This window comes from Pseudomonas sp. SM4 (genome assembly GCF_051913165.1).
Lineage (GTDB): Bacteria > Pseudomonadota > Gammaproteobacteria > Pseudomonadales > Pseudomonadaceae > Aquipseudomonas.
This window is the reverse complement of the sequence record NZ_JBODOE010000001.1, coordinates 19,139-34,346: the sequence shown is the minus strand read 5'-3', so window position 1 is coordinate 34,346 and position 15,208 is coordinate 19,139. Positions and strand designations below refer to the sequence as shown.

Genomic DNA, 15,208 nt, shown 5'->3' with positions numbered 1-15,208 from the left:
CTCCAGGTCTAAACAGGGAAGTGACCATGCTATTCAATGAAGACAACTTCGCGGATATCGACCTGAACCTGATCATCATCTTTCTGGTGTTGTTTCGTGAACGCAGCGTATCGCGCACGGCCGAGCGGCTGAACGTCAAACAACCGGCCATCAGCGGGTCGCTCGCGCGGTTGCGCAAGCGCTTTGATGACCCGCTGTTTCTGCGCTCGTCGAGAACCATGCACCCCACCTGCAAAGCCCAGCAACTGGCGCAGGCATTGACGCCGGCGATCAGCCAGATCGAAGCGGTGATTCGGCTCTGAACTTGCGGGAGCTGGCTCCCGCAAGGCTTTAATTCACGAGGCGGATTTCAGGCCCGAGGCGTACTCGACCCGCGCCCAGAACGCGGGCAAAAAACATTCACTGACCAACAGCGGCGAGCCATTGCGGGTGAAACGCGAGCGCCGCGCCAGCAGGCGTTTGGCCTGCGGTGCGAAGCGATGGGAGAGTGCCGTCAGCGGCGCGCCGGGGGCTAACACGGCGCACTGAAACGGCTCGCGCAGGGTCTGCTCCGACGTGTAGAGAATCTCCGCCAATGGTCGTCCGCCGTAGTTGTTCAACTCCGACCAGTCGCTGTGCAACGCCGGCATGCTGGTCAGGCTGCGCGCGGTCACGCACGCCTCGCCATCGAGTTTCATCACCACTTCACGCACCCAGCCAGTGCTGGCCGCGGGGACGTTCAAGGCTTGCGCCTCATCCGGGTTGAGCGCGCCCTGGAACTGCTCGACCACTTCGATCGAATAGGCACCCATGGCTTTCAGACGCGGCGTCAGCGCTCCCGGCAGAAACAGCCAGTGCTGTTCCGCACCGCTCAATTGCGCCAGTGGTCGTGACGACCAGTAATGACTCGTATCCATACCCGCACTCAACCTCCCTGTTGATCGTCATTGTATTGCTGGCGCTGAAGAACACGGCCTTCAGCGCAACGTCGTGGTCATTGCGTACTGCTGTCTTCGGTCACTTCGTGCTTGCTGATCACATCGACGGTCTGCTCGTCGAACTTGACCGCCGTGAGTAGCGAATCAAGCAAGCCGGGAAACCGCAGGTCCATGTCTTCGCGACGCAGCGACAGCAGGTTTTCCCGACCGTACGGCCGTTGCCAAATCAGACCGCTGTCACGCAGGACCCGCCAGTGGTGAGTCATGGTCGACTTCGAGGCGCCCTTGAGGATCCGGCCGCAAGGATGTTCCTGGCCATCGGCCAAGACTTTCAAGACAGTCAGACGCAACGGACTGCCCAATGCGGACAGAACATTCTCCAAAAGGATCTGGTCCTGATTGGGGTGATTCGGGACGTTCATAGGTAGGTACCTTTGATGATATAGGCGGGAGAAAACTTGCTTGAATTCGTCTATACGAGAACAGTAAGACTATACACAACAAGCCCCTCCCGGCGACAGCCGTCCCGCTGGCTACGCCACGTCTGTCACTACAGCCCGGCGCTCTGCGCCGCCTGCAACGGTTGCTCCTGGAACCCGCCGCCCAGCGCTGCCATCAACGAAATCGAGCTGTCGATGTGCTTGCTGTTGAGGAACGCCAGACGCATTTCGTCCTGAATCAATTGTTGCTCGATGTTTAGCGCATCGAGGAACGTGTCCTCTCCGGCCTTGTAGCGTGACTGCGACAGATCGTAAGACGACTGGGCAATCGTGCAGGCATCGCGCTGCACGACAATCTGCTGCTCGAAAGAGCGCAGTTGCGTCACCGAAATCGCCACTTCGTGCAGGGCCGAACTGAGCACGCGGTTGTACTGCGCGATCGAGCTGTCCAGCTGTGCATTGCCAGCCTTGAGGTCGGAGCGCAGGCGCCCGGCATCGAAGATCGGCAGCGTCACGGTCGGCGCAACGTTCCAGAACTTACTGACCCCGGCGAACAGCGCGTCCCCCGTCAGCGCGTGCGAACCCGCCGCAGCCACCAGGTTGATGTTGGGGTAGAACGTGGTCTTCACCGCTTCGATGTTTTTGTTCTCGGCTTCGACGCGCCAGCGCGCCGCGACGATGTCCGGGCGACGCCCGAGCAGTTGCGCCGGCAATTGCGCGGGCAACGCCACGACGCTGGCTTGCAGACTCGCCGGACGCTCGATGGTGTGCGCACGATCAACGCCTTTGCCGATCAGCGCCGACAACTGCAAGCGAGCGATTTCGATGTCCTCGTTGGCGCCGATCAGCGTCGACTCCGAACGCGCCTTGAGGCTCTGTACCTGCTTGAGTTGCGACAGGTTATCCAGCCCCGAGCCGTAGCGTGAATCGGTCAGCTCGACCAGTTTGCTCAGGCGCTCCAGGTCGCGGCGATTGAGCTCCGACACCTGCCAGGCGTAAGCCAACTGGTTGTAGGCCTTGACCACGTTGACCGTCAGAATCAGGCGCGACGATTGCAGATCGACTTCGGCCGCCATCGCGCCGTTGAGCGCCGACTCCCAGGCGGCACGCTGGCCGCCCCAGAGGTCGAAGGTGTAGTTGAAATTGACCGCCAGATTGCGTGCGGTGAAGTACTGGTGCCCCTCGCCGCTGTAGTCCTCGAACTTCGACAAACGACCACGGGTGACACCGGCCGCCGCGTCCATTTGCGGGTAGCGCTCGGCGTCGCGCAAGTCGAGAAAGGCATTGGCCTTGGCCACCCGCGCCGTGACTTCCTGCAGGTCCGGGTTGCTGGCATAGGCCTCCTCGATCAGCGCGCCGAGGCGTGGATCGCCCAGCGTCGCCCACCAATCGCTGCGCGGCCAGGCGGCCGGCGGCAGGGTGTCCTTGAGACTGTCGGAAGACGCCTCGCCAAGCGACAACAATTTGCCCTGGTGATTGATCCCGGCGTAGTTCACACAGCCTGCCGACAACAGGATGGAAACGGCCAGGGGCGCCAGCATGAAGCGTGTAATCCGATACATGAAAACGTCCTCACAAGGTGGGTTGCGGCGCACCGGCCATGGCGGCTTCAGTGACGCGGGCCGGCTGCTTGATCGAACTCAGCAGGGTGTAGACCGACGGCAGAATGAACAGGGTGAACAACGTACCGATGAGCATCCCCACCACAATCACCAAGCCCAGGCCGAAACGGCTGTTGGCGCCGGCACCACTGGCGAACAACAACGGCGCCAGACCGACCACCATCGCCGCGGTGGTCATCAGGATTGGCCGCAGGCGTACTTGCGCGGCGTGCTGAATGGCTTGCACGCGGTCCATGCCCTGCTTGCGTTGCAGTTCGTTGGCAAACGCGACCATCAGAATCCCGTGCTTGCTGATCAAGCCGATCAGCGTGATCAAACCGATCTGCGTGTAGATGTTCATCGAAGTCATGCCCAGCGCCAGCGGCACCAATGCGCCACAGATCGACAGCGGCACGCTGATCAGGATGATGAACGGATCGCGGAAGCTCTCGTATTGCACGCTCAGCACCAGGTAGATGATCACCAGGGCCAGACCGAAGGTGAACGCCAGGCTGTTGCCTTCCTGCACGTATTGGCGCGCGTCGGACTGCCAGTCGAAACTGAAACCGGCGGGGAAACTTTCCGATTGTTTTTGCAGGAACTCCACCGCAGCACCCAACGTCACGCCCGGTGCCGGAATGGCCTGGAACGTCGCAGAGTTCTGTTGGTTGAACTGGGTCAGGCGGTTCGGTTCGACCTTGACGCTGAGGGTGGCCAGCGTCGACAACGGCACCGGATTGCCCTTCTGATCCTTGACGTAGTAGAGCTTGAGGGTTTCCGGGGTCAGGCGGTCCGAAGAGATCGACTGTGGAATCACGTCATACGAACGCCCGTGGAAGGAGAACCGGTTGACGTACTTTTCGCCGATCAGACTGTTCAGCGTCTCGCCAATGTCCTGCATGCGAATGCCCAAGGCGTTCGCCTTGGCGCGATCGACCTGAATCTCCACCACGGGATTGTTGAAGTCCAGATCACTGTCGACCACCGCGAACAGACCGCTGGCCTGCGCCGCTTGCTTGAGCTGATCCATCACGTTGAACAGCGCCAGGTATTCCTGATCGCTGCGAATAACCATCTGCACCGGCAAGCCACCGGTGGAGCCCGGCAGAGGCGGCATCTGGAAGACGAAAATGCTCGTGCCTTCGATCTGGTTCACCCGGGCCTGCAAGTCCGGCTGAATGGTATTGGCATCGCGGCCACGTTTTTCCCAATCGACCAGGTTGATCCCGCCGACGCTGTTGGACAGGCCGTCAGTGCCGTTGGCCACCCAGTTACTGTAACCCTCGGGAATTTCGTTGAAGGTCTCGTAGAGTTTGTGCGCGTACGCTTCGAGGTAATTGAGGTTGGCGTGCTGCGGCGCTTTGATCGCGGTCAGCAGAATGTTCTGGTCTTCCAGCGGTGCCAGTTCGGTCTGCGCCGAGCGATAGAGGAACGGCAGGCTGAAGAAGATCACCAGCGCCACGGTCAGACTGATCCAGCGCTTCGCCAGCGAACCGCCGAGCAACGCGCCGTAACGGCGAGCCAGATTCTGGAAGAAGCGATCGGCCTTGACCGCCATGAACCCTTCACTGGTTTTCGCATCCAGCAAACGCGTACTCATGATCGGCGACAAGGTCAGCGCGACGATGCCGGAAATCACCACGGCGCCGGCCAGGGTCAACGCGAACTCTTTGAACAGCGTGCCGGTCAGGCCGCCCATCAAGCCGATCGGGGCATACACCGCCGCCAGCGTGAAGGTCATCGCCACCACCGGCCCGGCCACTTCCCGCGCACCGATCAACGCCGCATCGAACGGAGTCTTGCCCTCCTCGATATGCCGGTGGACGTTTTCCACCACGACGATGGCGTCGTCCACCACCAGCCCGATGGCCAGGACCATGGCGAGCAGGGTCAACAAATTGAGACTGAAGCCGAACATCTGCATGAGCATCGCCGCGCCGAGCATCGACAGCGGAATCGTCACCAACGGAATCAATACCGTACGGAACGTGCCCAGGCAGAGGTAGATCACCAGCACCACGATCACCAGCGCTTCGAGCAGGGTGTAAGACACCTCATCGATCGACGACTGAATGAAGTGCGCCACTTCGAAAGGAATCTGCACGGTCACGCCCGGTGGCAGGGTTTCCTGAATTTGTGGCAGCAATTCGCGCACACGCTTGACGATCACCAGCGGGTTGCCGGTCGGCGCCGCGTCGAGGCCGAGGAACAGCGCCGGCACATCGCTCATCGCGCCGCTGGTATCGGTGGACGCCGCATTCAGCTCGACCGTGCCGACATCGCGCACACGAATGATGTGGCCGTTATCGTTGCGCAGCACCATGTCGCGGAAGTCTTCCACGCTGTTCAGGTCCGTGTTGACCCGCAGGTTGCTGACCACATACAAACCTTTGACCTGGCCGGGTGCGGCCTGGAAGTTGTTGCCCTCGATGGCGGTCGAAACGTCCTGGCCGGTCATGCCGTAGCCGGCCAGGCGTTGCGGGTCGAGCCACAGGCGCATGGAGAGTTTCTGCTCGCCCATGATGTTGATCTTGGCCACGCCTTCGATGCCGGCGAACATCGGTTCGACGACGCGGGAAATGTAGTCCGACATTTCCGGAATGGTCAGGTTGGAACTGGCAAACGCCACGTAAGCCACGCTGGTGAAACCGCCCGAGGTGCGTTCCACCACCGGGTCGTAGGCATCCTTGGGCAAGCGATATTTGATCTGGTTGACCTTGGCCATGACCTCGGTCAGCGCCGCGATGGAGTCACTGTTGAGCGCCATGCGGATCGTCACCTGGCTGCGGCCCTGAGTCGAAGCCGAAGACAGATAATCGATCCCTTCGACCGAGGCCACCGCCTGACTGATCGGCTGAGTGACGAAGCCTTGCATCAGTTCGGACGAGGCGCCCGGGTACTGGGTGGTGACCGTGATGGTCGACGTTTCCAGCATCGGATACTGGCGAATCGGCAGGTTCATCAGCGCCCGGACACCGAACAACAGAATCAACGTGCTGACCACCACGGCCAGCACCGGCCGGCGAAGAAAGAGGTCGGTGAAATTCATTTTTCCAGCCCGCTGAGTTTGAGAGCAATGGTGTCCGGGATACCTTCCACGGCCACGCCGTCATGCAGTTTCAATTGACCCGAAGTCACCACCTGCGCACCGTCGTCCAGGCCCTTGTCGACCACGGCCCAACCGTCGCGGCGCTCGCCGACCTTGATGCTTTCACGCTTGACCTTCTGCACACCGGCTTCGTCGGTGTAGACCGAGAACACACTCTCGCCGTAGGCGTTGTAGGTGATGGCGGTTTCCGGGATGAGCAATTCGGCGGTCTGCGGCAACGTCACCGAGACCCGCGCATACATGCCTGGGCGCAGGAGTTTTTTGGTATCGGTGATGACCGCTTGCACATTGATGGTGTGGGATTGGTTGATCTGTGGGTCGACCGCAACGATCTTCCCGGCGAACGTCTGATCCGCCCAGGCATCGACCTTGGCCTGCACGGTCTGGCCCAGTTGCACCCGCGAGCCATCGCGCTCGGCGAGGGTGAAATTGACCCGCAGCACACCGGGATCCGTCAGGGTTGCCACCGCGCTGCCGGCCTGCAGATATTGGCCGAGGTGCGCCTGACGAATACCGAGGGTGCCAGCAAATGGCGCACGGATATGACGCTGGGCGATCTGCGCCTGCATGCGCTCCATGTCACCTTTGGCCGCGTCGTATTGCGCTCGGGCGCTGTCGAAGGCGCGGCGGCTTTCTGCACCGCTTTTGGCCAGTTCCTGAACCCGGGCAAATTGCGCCTTGGCCGATTCGAACTCGCCTTTGAGGCGCACCAGTTCACCCTGCTCCGGCGCGTCGTTGAGCTTGAGCAACACCTGCCCCGCCGCCACTTGATCGCCGGACTCGAAATCGATGTCGACCACTTTGCCGCTGACTTCGGCCGAGACCAGCACCTGACGCTGCGCTTCCAGTTTGCCGATCGCTTCAAGGTAGTAGGTGTACGGTTGTTTTTTGGCCACGGCCAGACCGACCCGCGTACTCGGGATGCGCTGGTCGGCAGCGGCTTGCGGTGGCGCCCAGAAGCGCCAGCCGAGCACAGCGGAAAAGATCAGTACGAGGAGAAGAAAAACCAGCGATTTAATGATATTTCGGGCAAGCATATGGCACTCCCTTGACTCTTTATTGCGAGCACAAAAGTTCAGTTATTAAGAAAATAAAGGCTGTTGCACAAAACAGGCGCGCTATATATCCCTGTGGCAATTCACGTGTAACGCGCCTGTTTTGTTAGTTATCTGTCAAGCCGCTGCCAGCGCATTGGTTTTATCCAGATAATATTTACCGATACCGTGCAAGTTCAAAGGCGACAAGGTGAAGTGCTTCGAACCGGTATGAATATCGCGGAAGCAACGTTCCAGAAAGTGCGACTTGTAAACCGCTTTCGAACCGGCCATCGAGAAGATCTGATTGACCGCGTTCACCGAGTTTTCGGTGAGCACTGAAGCCGCCAGGCCGACGCGCGCACTGACCGGTTCACCGAAGGTTTCACCGCGATTGATCACTTGGTGAATCGCGTCTTCGAGCAGCAACTGGGCGGTGTGCACCGAAGAGATCGCCCGGCCGGTTTTTTCGAAGATTACCCCTTCAAGGCCTGGATCGGCGTTGACGGCGCGATCGTTGCGGAAGTGGTCGACCGCCGCGCGGGCAACGCCCAGCACGGTGGACATCGCTGCCAGCGTACCGAACTCGTAGTAACCGGTAGCGTAGGCACGCGAGCTGCGCGCTTCGGGCGATTGCTTGAGGCTTTCGGTGTTCAGGGAGAAGGCCTTGTTGACCAGCACCTGCGAACATTCGAAGTGATGGCTGCCGGTGCCGCGCATGCCGAGGGTGTCCCAGGTCGGCAGGATCTTGCACTGGCTGGCCGGCACAAAGAACATTCGCACTTCAGGTGTGGTGTTGTTTTCCGTGCCTTTGACGGTCGCGGTGCAGACCAGCCAGTCGGCATGCGCCGAACCGCTGGCGAACGCCCAGCGGCCGCTGAGCAGGTAATCGTCGCCCATCGGCAGCGCTTCGCCACCGGAGTGAATGGCGCCGATCACAAAACCATCGCAGTGGTTGTAGATCGCTTCGGAGGTGCTTTCCGGCAAGTAATCGGAGAGTCGGCCCATGGCCACCTGCACGGCCAGTTGCCAGGACAGCGAAGCGTCATGCCGGGCAAATTCCAGCAACAGTGCCGAGGTGGTCTGGATGTCGACCTGGGATCCGCCGAATGCCCTGGACACTGACGTGCGGCCAAAACCGTCCTTGAAAAATTGAGACATTACGTCCTTGTGCGTCGCGTTCGTCTGCTCGCTGTAATCTCGGTGCTGAACGATCAGCGGGTTCAGTGCACGCACCTTCTCGAGCCATTCATTGGATTCGGAGGGAAGGCTGTTCCATTGCATTAGATTCTTCATAACGGCTCCTAGCTATTATTTATTGAGGGTCAGCAGATGAAAAAACAGACAGAACTTTTATTGTTGTTAAACCCCGGCAAAAATGTACGTCTACAGTCGTACATTGACAAGCGTTATTATCAGACTTCTTGCATATTTTCAGTAAAAGACAACTAACGCTCAAACTAAAACTCAAGGCGCAAAGTGGTCACCGAACTTGCACCGAAGTTACGGCTTGCCCTACCCCATGATTACTTTGAGCCAGCGCGTCGGTCACTCACCTGCGAAAGTGACGCCCAGTCCTGATCGGCCTGACCGTGGGCCATGCCATCGAGCAAGTTGTCCTTCAACACACTGGCAAACGGCAGCGGCACGTGCGCAGCTTCGCCGGCCTCCAGCGCCAGGCGGACATCCTTGAGCCCCAGCGACAGCTTGAACCCGGCGGGCTCGAATTGTTTGTCGACCATCAGTTTTCCGTAGCCCTGATACACCGGCACGGGGAACAGGGTCGAGGTGATCATCTCGATGAAATCCGCGCGACTGATGCCGTAACCGTTGGCCAGGGTCGACGCCTCGGCGGTCGACTCAATCGCTGCGGCAATCATCAGATTGGCCGAGAGTTTGGCTACGCAGGCGCGTTCTGCGTCTTCGCCGAATGGCCAGGTCTTGCGCCCCAGCACATCGAACAGTGGCTGCACCCGCGCCAGCGCCTCGGCATCGCCTGAGGCGAGGATATTCAGATTGCCGGCGGCCGCGACATCCACACGCCCCAGCACCGGCGCCGACACATAAGCCACATCGCGCGCCTTGTGCAGGGCCGCCATTTCCCGGGCGAGGGCGACAGACACCGTGGACATGTTGACGTGAACGCTGCCGGGCGCCAGACCGTCGATGGCGTGGGCATCCAGAAACACCGCACGAATCGCCGCATCGTCGCCCAGCATCGAAATCAGCACCTCGGCGCGAGCCGCGAGCGCCGGGCTGTCGACGGCTTCGGCACCGGCATTGACCAGCGCCTGCAACGGCGCCGCCGAGCGGTTCCACACACGCACCTGATGCCCGGCCTTCAGCAGGTTCAGCACCATCGGTGCGCCCATCGTGCCCAAGCCGATAAATCCCAGTTCCATGTCGCGCTCCCGTCTAGATGAGGTGGTCGAAATCCGTTCGAACGATGATGCACAATTGCGATTGTACGTGTACAGGCGTACATTTCAAGTGCCGCGACGATTTAACCTTCGCGGCAGGGTTTCAAACATACCCTTTACCCAAGGCAAGGAGGCTTTATGCAATTCGGGATCTACACCGTTGGCGACGTCACACAAGACCCTACCAACGCCCGTACCCCCAGCGAATCGGAACGCATCCAGGCCACCCTGCAAATTGCGCAGAAAGCCGAAGACATCGGGCTGGATGTGTTCGCTACCGGCGAGCATCACAATCCTCCATTCATCACCTCCTCTCCCACCACGCTGCTGGCCTACATCGCCGCGAAAACCCGACGCATCATTCTGTCGACGTCCACCACGCTCATCAGCACCAACGACCCGGTGCGCCTGGCCGAAGAATATTCGCTGCTGCAAAACCTCTGCGGCGGGCGCATGGACTTGATGCTCGGGCGCGGCAACACCGCACCGGTCTATCCGTGGTTCGGCAAAAACATCACCGACGGGCTGCCGCTGGCAATGGAAAACTATCGCCTGCTGCATCGGCTCTGGCGCGAAGAAGACATCAACTGGAGCGGTCGTTTTCGTACCCCGTTGAACAACTTCACCTCCATTCCCCGGCCGCTGGACGACCTGCCGCCCTTCGTCTGGCATGGCTCGATCCGCACCCCGGAAATCGCTGAACAAGCGGCGTATTACGGTGACGGCTTTTTCGCCAGCCACATCCTCTGGCCGCGCGAGCATTTCATGGCCCTGGTCGAATTCTATCGGGCGCGTTTTGCCCATTACGGCCATGGCACGCCGGAGCAAGCCATCGTCGGCCTTGGCGGGCACATTTTCATGCGCCGCAATTCCCAGGATGCCCGCCGCGAGTTCCGTCCCTACTTCGACAACGCGCCGGTGTATGGCCACGGTCCATCCCTGGAAGAGTTCATGGAGATGACCCCGCTGGCCGTTGGCAGCCCGCAGGAAATCATCGACAAGACGCTGACCTTCCGCGAGTACTTCGGCGACTATCAGCGCCAGCTCTTCCTGTTCGACCATGGCGGCATTCCGTTGAAAACCGTGCTGGAACAGCTCGACATGTTCGGCAAGGAAGTGCTGCCGGTGCTGCGTGAAGAAACCCGCAAACGCCGCTCGCCGCTGGCCGCCGAAGCACCGACCCACGCCAATCGCCTGGCACATCTGCAATCGCTGCAGATGCCGCCAGCCGACTCACACCCGAACGCTAAAACGCCACAAGCGGACAGCGTAACCGGCCACTAAAACCGCAGAGAGCGAGCTTGCTCGCCAGTGCGCTCGTGCGGGGTGTTGACCCTGCCGAGCGCTTGGCCCGCGCACTGAAATGCCCGGACAATCAGGCCGCGCCCTTCAGCGAACGCTGGGCATCCAGCACCGTCAGCACGTCATCGTTGATCAGTCGTGCCAGATACTGACCGTAACCGGTCTTGCTCATGCTGCCCGCCAGCACCAGCAACTGCGCGTCATCGATCCAGCCCTTGTTGTAGGCAATCTCTTCCAGGCAAGCGATTTTCAGGCCCTGACGTTTCTCGATGGCCTGGACAAAATTGCCCGCTTCCATCAACGCGTCGTGAGTCCCCGTATCCAGCCAGGCCATGCCGCGGCCCATCACCGAAACGTTCAACTGTCCGCGTTGCAGGTAAACATTGTTGACGTCGGTAATTTCCAGTTCGCCGCGCGGCGACGGCTGGATCTCGGCGGCAATGCGCAGCACTTCGTTGTCGTAGAAATACAGGCCGGTAACGGCGAAGTTGGACTTCGGCTCGCTCGGTTTTTCACAGATGCTCAGGGCCTTGCCGTTGGCGTCGAATTCCACCACGCCAAAGCGTTCCGGATCTGCCACGTAGTAGCCGAACACGGTCGCGCCCTCTTCGCGGGTCGCAGCCTGCAACAGCGTTTCACCGAAGCCGGCGCCGTAGAAAATATTGTCGCCGAGCACCAGGCAGACGTTGTCGTCGCCGACAAATTCGCGACCGATGATGAACGCCTGGGCCAGGCCGTCCGGGCTCGGTTGCACGGCGTAACTCAGGCTCAGGCCCAATTGGCTGCCGTCACCGAGCATGCGCTGGAAGCCCGGCAGATCTTCGGGAGTGGAGATGATGAGGATCTCGCGAATTTCCGCCAGCATCAGCACCGACAACGGGTAGTAGATCATCGGTTTGTCATACACCGGCAGCGACTGCTTGGAGACGCCCAAAGTGATTGGATGCAACCGCGAGCCAGCGCCGCCCGCCAACAGAATTCCCTTGTACTTGGCCATGCCTGTTTCCTTTTCAGCAATAGATGACTGACGCCAACCGGCGTCATTGACGGGGGGTGATGTCAAGCCACGTGGGCTTCTTGCAACTGGTCGCCGAGACGTTCGAGGGCGTAGGCGCCGGAGATCACACGAATCCACCAGGCGCGATTGTCGAGGTACCAGTCGACGGTTTTTTTCATGCCGCTGTCGAAGGTTTCCTGCGGCGTCCAGCCCAACTGCGCGTGGATCTTGCCGGCATCGACGGCATAACGTTTGTCGTGGCCCGGACGATCCTTGACGAAGGTGATCAGGTCGCGGAAATGCGCGACCCCGGCCGGTTTCTGCGCACCCCGCGCCTCAAGCAGATCGCACACGGTGTGCACCACTTCAAGGTTGGTTTTTTCGTTGTGACCACCGATGTTGTAGGTCTGCCCCACTTCACCGTTGCTGACCACCGCGTAAAGCGCCCGGGCGTGATCTTCGACAAACAGCCAGTCGCGGATCTGCGCACCGTCGCCGTACACCGGCAGCGGCTTGCCTTGCAGTGCATTGAGAATGACGTGCGGAATGAGTTTTTCCGGGAAGTGGTACGGCCCGTAATTGTTCGAGCAATTGCTCATCACCACCGGCAGCCCGAACGTGCGATGCCAGGCGCGCACCAGATGATCCGAACCGGCCTTGGTCGCCGAGTAAGGTGAGCTGGGCGCATAGGCGGTGGTTTCGGTAAACGCCGGATCTTCAGGCTCCAGATCGCCGTACACCTCGTCGGTGGAAATATGGTGGAAACGGAACGCCTGCTGACGCGCAGCGTCCAGACGGTTCCAATAGCCGCGCGCGGCTTCGAGCAGGGTGTAAGTGCCGACGATGTTGGTTTCGATGAAGGCTTGAGGGCCATCGATCGAACGATCCACATGGGATTCGGCCGCCAGATGCATCACCGCGTCCGGTTGCAGACGCGCGAAGAGTTCGTCCAGCGCCGGCTTGTCGCAGATGTCCACCTGGCAGAAACGGTAACGCGGCGAGTCCGCGATTTCAGCCAGCGACTCCAGATTGCCGGCGTAGGTCAGTTTGTCGACATTGATCACTTCGCACTCGGTTTCATTGAGCAAAAACCGCACCACTGCCGAGCCGATAAAGCCCGCGCCCCCTGTCACTAAAATTTTCATCAGCGCCTCCCCTGGCAAAATGATGATTCACAGTCCTTCGATGCTGCCCGCCTTCAGGGGCGGGTCAGTTCAGCAATGCCACCCAGTATTGCGACAGGCCTTGCTCAAGAATCAGCAGCGTCTGGATGCAGACGAAGCTTTCGTCGGTGGTCGCCGAGGTCGAGTTGAGCGGGCCGAAACCACCGTCCTGTTTCTGGTGAGAGGCGATCCAGTCTTTCGACGCCTGTAAATGTGTCGGCTGCGCATCGAGCAGGTACATCGCCGCAATCGCCATATACGTGCCGACCAGACTGACCGCTTTGCCCGGCCGATAGTGGAACGAGCCATTGGCCAATTGCAGGCTCTGCAGCCACTCCACGGTCTGCCGCGCATCGACGAGGCGGCGGTCGAGAATGAACAGCGTGGACACCACGCGGTACACCGAAAACGCATCCGGTGGATAACCCGGCTTGTTGCCGAATCCGCCGTCGGCCGAACGGCAACGCAAGGCGAACGCCATTACCGCTTGCTCATCCACGGCCTTGGCGCCCAGCGCGTGCAGCGACAGCACCGCAAGGTTGGTGTGCCAGATATCGGAGCCGAAACCCGCCACGTCGCCGAACCCGCCATCGCTGTTCTGGCACGCTTGCAGGTAGCGCACACAACCCTCGATATCGCCCGGCAAGGCACCCAGCACACGCAACGACAACACCGCGCAGTACGTGGCAAAGACATCACTCAAGTGCCCCGGCTGTTCGGCAAAACCGCCGTCGATATTTTGCGAGGCCTGGATGCAATCGATCAGGCTCGCCTTGTTTTCGATTGGCAGGCCCAGTGCGTGCAGGTCGCAAATCACATGCAGGCCGGAAAACACCTGCCAGGTCTTGTCGGCGCGAAAGCCCAGCGGCGTGGTTTCGGCAGTCAGCCCGTAAGGGGTCTGAGTCGACGCCCGGGCCTTGGCCAGCCACGCGAGATAACGCTGCAGATCGACATTGATCGACGGTACGCCGCGCGGATGAATGTCCTGCACGTCGCCCTGCCCATCGATGACCTCCAGTTCGCGGCTCACCCGCTCGGCGTCGTCGTGTGCCGGCGTAATCGTTACCGGCGCGATGGACTGCAAGGCATGCGCCGCGGCCAGTTGGGTTTTCAGACTCTTCAAATGCAACGGCAAGTACGTCAGGTTGCCGATGCTGAAAATCCCTGGCTGACGCGGCGGCGCCCAGAACTGACGAATGAACGGCACAGTCGGGTCATCGGGCGTCGACCAGAAATAGCCTTTGCCCATGAACAGCCCACCGTTGCGGGTGTCGTGAAACTCCAGCAACGCAGCCGTCACCGAGGCCCGGTCACTCTCGCTCGCACCGCCCGGCAACGCCTGGATCGCCTGCAACAGCAACGCCACGTCGTACGCTGTCTTGATCGGAAATGGCGACTCATGACGTTTGTAGGAGGTGTGCCAGTCGCAGCGGACCTTGCCGTTGATGCCGACCCGGTCCCAGTAGCCGCCGTAAGCCGGATCGCGGAACAGCGCCAACGTTTGCAGCACAAACGAGCGCGCCAGGTTCGACAACGCGTTGTCGTCACGCACGTTGGCCAGACGCGCCAGCACCAGGCTGACGTGTGCTCGCACCGCGCAACGGCTCAACTCAATATCAACGCACGACTCGCTGTCGCTGCCAGCCACCCGGGCGATCAGGTTTTCGGCGTGCACCTGCAAATGCCCGAGCAAACCGAGGCCCAAAGGCTCGTTACCGATGTGCGCCAGCAGTGCCGTGGCGCTGATGTCGAGGTCGATCGAGGTCGCCAGTTCCAGCGGCGTCGACCAGTCGCTGCTGTACACGCCAGCGACGGTAGACCGGGCATAAAGCGCTTCAACCTGCTCCAGCAGACCGGCAATCGCCGCGCGGTTGGTGACGTCTTCCGGCACCCGCCGTTGATAGGCGATCAATGCCGCCAGCGCATCCAGTTGCAGCGCCAGGGTTCTGCAGCGACCGGAGCCATGCGGCGTCCAGTAGCGATCGGCAAGTTCGTGAAAACCTGCATTCAGAGCATCGTGCAGACGCATCAGCCCGGCATGGGCAAAACGCAGTTGTGCGTCATCGCCGTGTTCGGCCTGATACAGCGTTGCGTCGATCTGATCCTGCAACTGCTTGTCGCTGGAAATCGCGACCTGCCCACTGGCATCGGTGACGGCAAAAAAACCACCGAACTCGATGTCCTTGAGACCTTGATCAAATAGAAACTGCGGATGCAGCGCCATG

General features: G+C 60.5%; 12 protein-coding genes. 2 read left to right on the top strand and 10 right to left on the bottom strand.

Annotated elements, in window-relative coordinates:
- Window positions 1–26: 26 nt before the first annotated feature.
- Window positions 27–302, top strand: a complete 276-nt coding sequence (locus tag ACQ4MY_RS00125; RefSeq protein ID WP_008083384.1) for a LysR family transcriptional regulator — start codon at window positions 27–29, stop codon at window positions 300–302.
- Between the two features lie 33 nt (window positions 303–335).
- On the opposite strand, the gene ACQ4MY_RS00120 is transcribed toward ACQ4MY_RS00125, so the two are convergent.
- The 7 genes from ACQ4MY_RS00120 to ACQ4MY_RS00090 form a co-directional block, all read right to left on the bottom strand.
- Window positions 336–896: a chorismate--pyruvate lyase family protein gene (locus ACQ4MY_RS00120; RefSeq protein ID WP_008083382.1), complete on the bottom strand. Its 561-nt coding sequence runs from the start codon at window positions 894–896 to the stop codon at window positions 336–338.
- A 77-nt stretch (window positions 897–973) separates the two neighbouring features.
- A complete protein-coding gene (locus ACQ4MY_RS00115; protein ID WP_008083365.1) occupies window positions 974–1,339 on the bottom strand; it encodes an ArsR/SmtB family transcription factor in 366 nt (121 codons plus the stop codon).
- Window positions 1,340–1,467: 128 nt separating this feature from the next.
- The gene (locus tag ACQ4MY_RS00110; protein WP_440093065.1) at window positions 1,468–2,919 is read right to left on the bottom strand and encodes an efflux transporter outer membrane subunit; all 1,452 of its coding nucleotides are present in this window, start codon (window positions 2,917–2,919) and stop codon (window positions 1,468–1,470) included.
- Between the two features lie 10 nt (window positions 2,920–2,929).
- On the bottom strand, window positions 2,930–6,007 hold the full coding sequence (locus ACQ4MY_RS00105; protein ID WP_008083358.1) for a MexW/MexI family multidrug efflux RND transporter permease subunit: 3,078 nt from the start codon (window positions 6,005–6,007) through the stop codon (window positions 2,930–2,932).
- Window positions 6,004–7,104: an efflux RND transporter periplasmic adaptor subunit gene (locus ACQ4MY_RS00100; protein WP_008083357.1), complete on the bottom strand. Its 1,101-nt coding sequence runs from the start codon at window positions 7,102–7,104 to the stop codon at window positions 6,004–6,006. The genes ACQ4MY_RS00105 and ACQ4MY_RS00100 overlap by 4 nt, the downstream gene beginning before the upstream one ends.
- A gap of 135 nt (window positions 7,105–7,239) precedes the next feature.
- A complete protein-coding gene (locus ACQ4MY_RS00095) occupies window positions 7,240–8,397 on the bottom strand; it encodes an oxidoreductase (protein ID WP_440093062.1) in 1,158 nt (385 codons plus the stop codon).
- A gap of 230 nt (window positions 8,398–8,627) precedes the next feature.
- Window positions 8,628–9,536: an NAD(P)-dependent oxidoreductase gene (locus ACQ4MY_RS00090; RefSeq protein ID WP_440093641.1), complete on the bottom strand. Its 909-nt coding sequence runs from the start codon at window positions 9,534–9,536 to the stop codon at window positions 8,628–8,630.
- 123 nt (window positions 9,537–9,659) lie between these two features.
- On the opposite strand from ACQ4MY_RS00090, the gene ACQ4MY_RS00085 reads away from it, so the two are divergent.
- Window positions 9,660–10,805, top strand: coding sequence for an LLM class flavin-dependent oxidoreductase (locus tag ACQ4MY_RS00085; RefSeq protein WP_440093060.1), 1,146 nt, complete (start codon window positions 9,660–9,662; stop codon window positions 10,803–10,805).
- Between the two features lie 91 nt (window positions 10,806–10,896).
- On the opposite strand, the gene rfbA is transcribed toward ACQ4MY_RS00085, so the two are convergent.
- From rfbA to ACQ4MY_RS00070, 3 genes are all read right to left on the bottom strand, one after another.
- Complete coding sequence (gene rfbA, locus ACQ4MY_RS00080; protein WP_129388750.1) at window positions 10,897–11,820, bottom strand: glucose-1-phosphate thymidylyltransferase RfbA; 924 nt, start codon at window positions 11,818–11,820, stop codon at window positions 10,897–10,899.
- Between the two features lie 62 nt (window positions 11,821–11,882).
- Complete coding sequence (rfbB, locus tag ACQ4MY_RS00075; protein ID WP_158830159.1) at window positions 11,883–12,965, bottom strand: dTDP-glucose 4,6-dehydratase; 1,083 nt, start codon at window positions 12,963–12,965, stop codon at window positions 11,883–11,885.
- Between the two features lie 64 nt (window positions 12,966–13,029).
- Window positions 13,030–15,207 (bottom strand): prenyltransferase/squalene oxidase repeat-containing protein, encoded by a 2,178-nt coding sequence (locus ACQ4MY_RS00070; protein WP_440093058.1) that lies wholly within the window; start codon window positions 15,205–15,207, stop codon window positions 13,030–13,032.
- Window position 15,208: the final 1 nt, after the last annotated feature.

What these genes read in the sequence shown, in the direction of transcription:
- ACQ4MY_RS00125 (WP_008083384.1), top strand. Translation starts at nt 27, where the DNA reads ATGCTATTCAATGAAGACAACTTCGCGGATATCGACCTGAACCTGATC.
- ACQ4MY_RS00120 (WP_008083382.1), bottom strand. Translation starts at nt 896, where the DNA reads ATGGATACGAGTCATTACTGGTCGTCACGACCACTGGCGCAATTGAGC.
- ACQ4MY_RS00115 (WP_008083365.1), bottom strand. Translation starts at nt 1,339, where the DNA reads ATGAACGTCCCGAATCACCCCAATCAGGACCAGATCCTTTTGGAGAAT.
- ACQ4MY_RS00110 (WP_440093065.1), bottom strand. Translation starts at nt 2,919, where the DNA reads ATGTATCGGATTACACGCTTCATGCTGGCGCCCCTGGCCGTTTCCATC.
- ACQ4MY_RS00105 (WP_008083358.1), bottom strand. Translation starts at nt 6,007, where the DNA reads ATGAATTTCACCGACCTCTTTCTTCGCCGGCCGGTGCTGGCCGTGGTG.
- ACQ4MY_RS00100 (WP_008083357.1), bottom strand. Translation starts at nt 7,104, where the DNA reads ATGCTTGCCCGAAATATCATTAAATCGCTGGTTTTTCTTCTCCTCGTA.
- ACQ4MY_RS00095 (WP_440093062.1), bottom strand. Translation starts at nt 8,397, where the DNA reads ATGAAGAATCTAATGCAATGGAACAGCCTTCCCTCCGAATCCAATGAA.
- ACQ4MY_RS00085 (WP_440093060.1), top strand. Translation starts at nt 9,660, where the DNA reads ATGCAATTCGGGATCTACACCGTTGGCGACGTCACACAAGACCCTACC.
- rfbA (WP_129388750.1), bottom strand. Translation starts at nt 11,820, where the DNA reads ATGGCCAAGTACAAGGGAATTCTGTTGGCGGGCGGCGCTGGCTCGCGG.
- rfbB (WP_158830159.1), bottom strand. Translation starts at nt 12,965, where the DNA reads ATGAAAATTTTAGTGACAGGGGGCGCGGGCTTTATCGGCTCGGCAGTG.
- ACQ4MY_RS00070 (WP_440093058.1), bottom strand. Translation starts at nt 15,207, where the DNA reads ATGGCGCTGCATCCGCAGTTTCTATTTGATCAAGGTCTCAAGGACATC.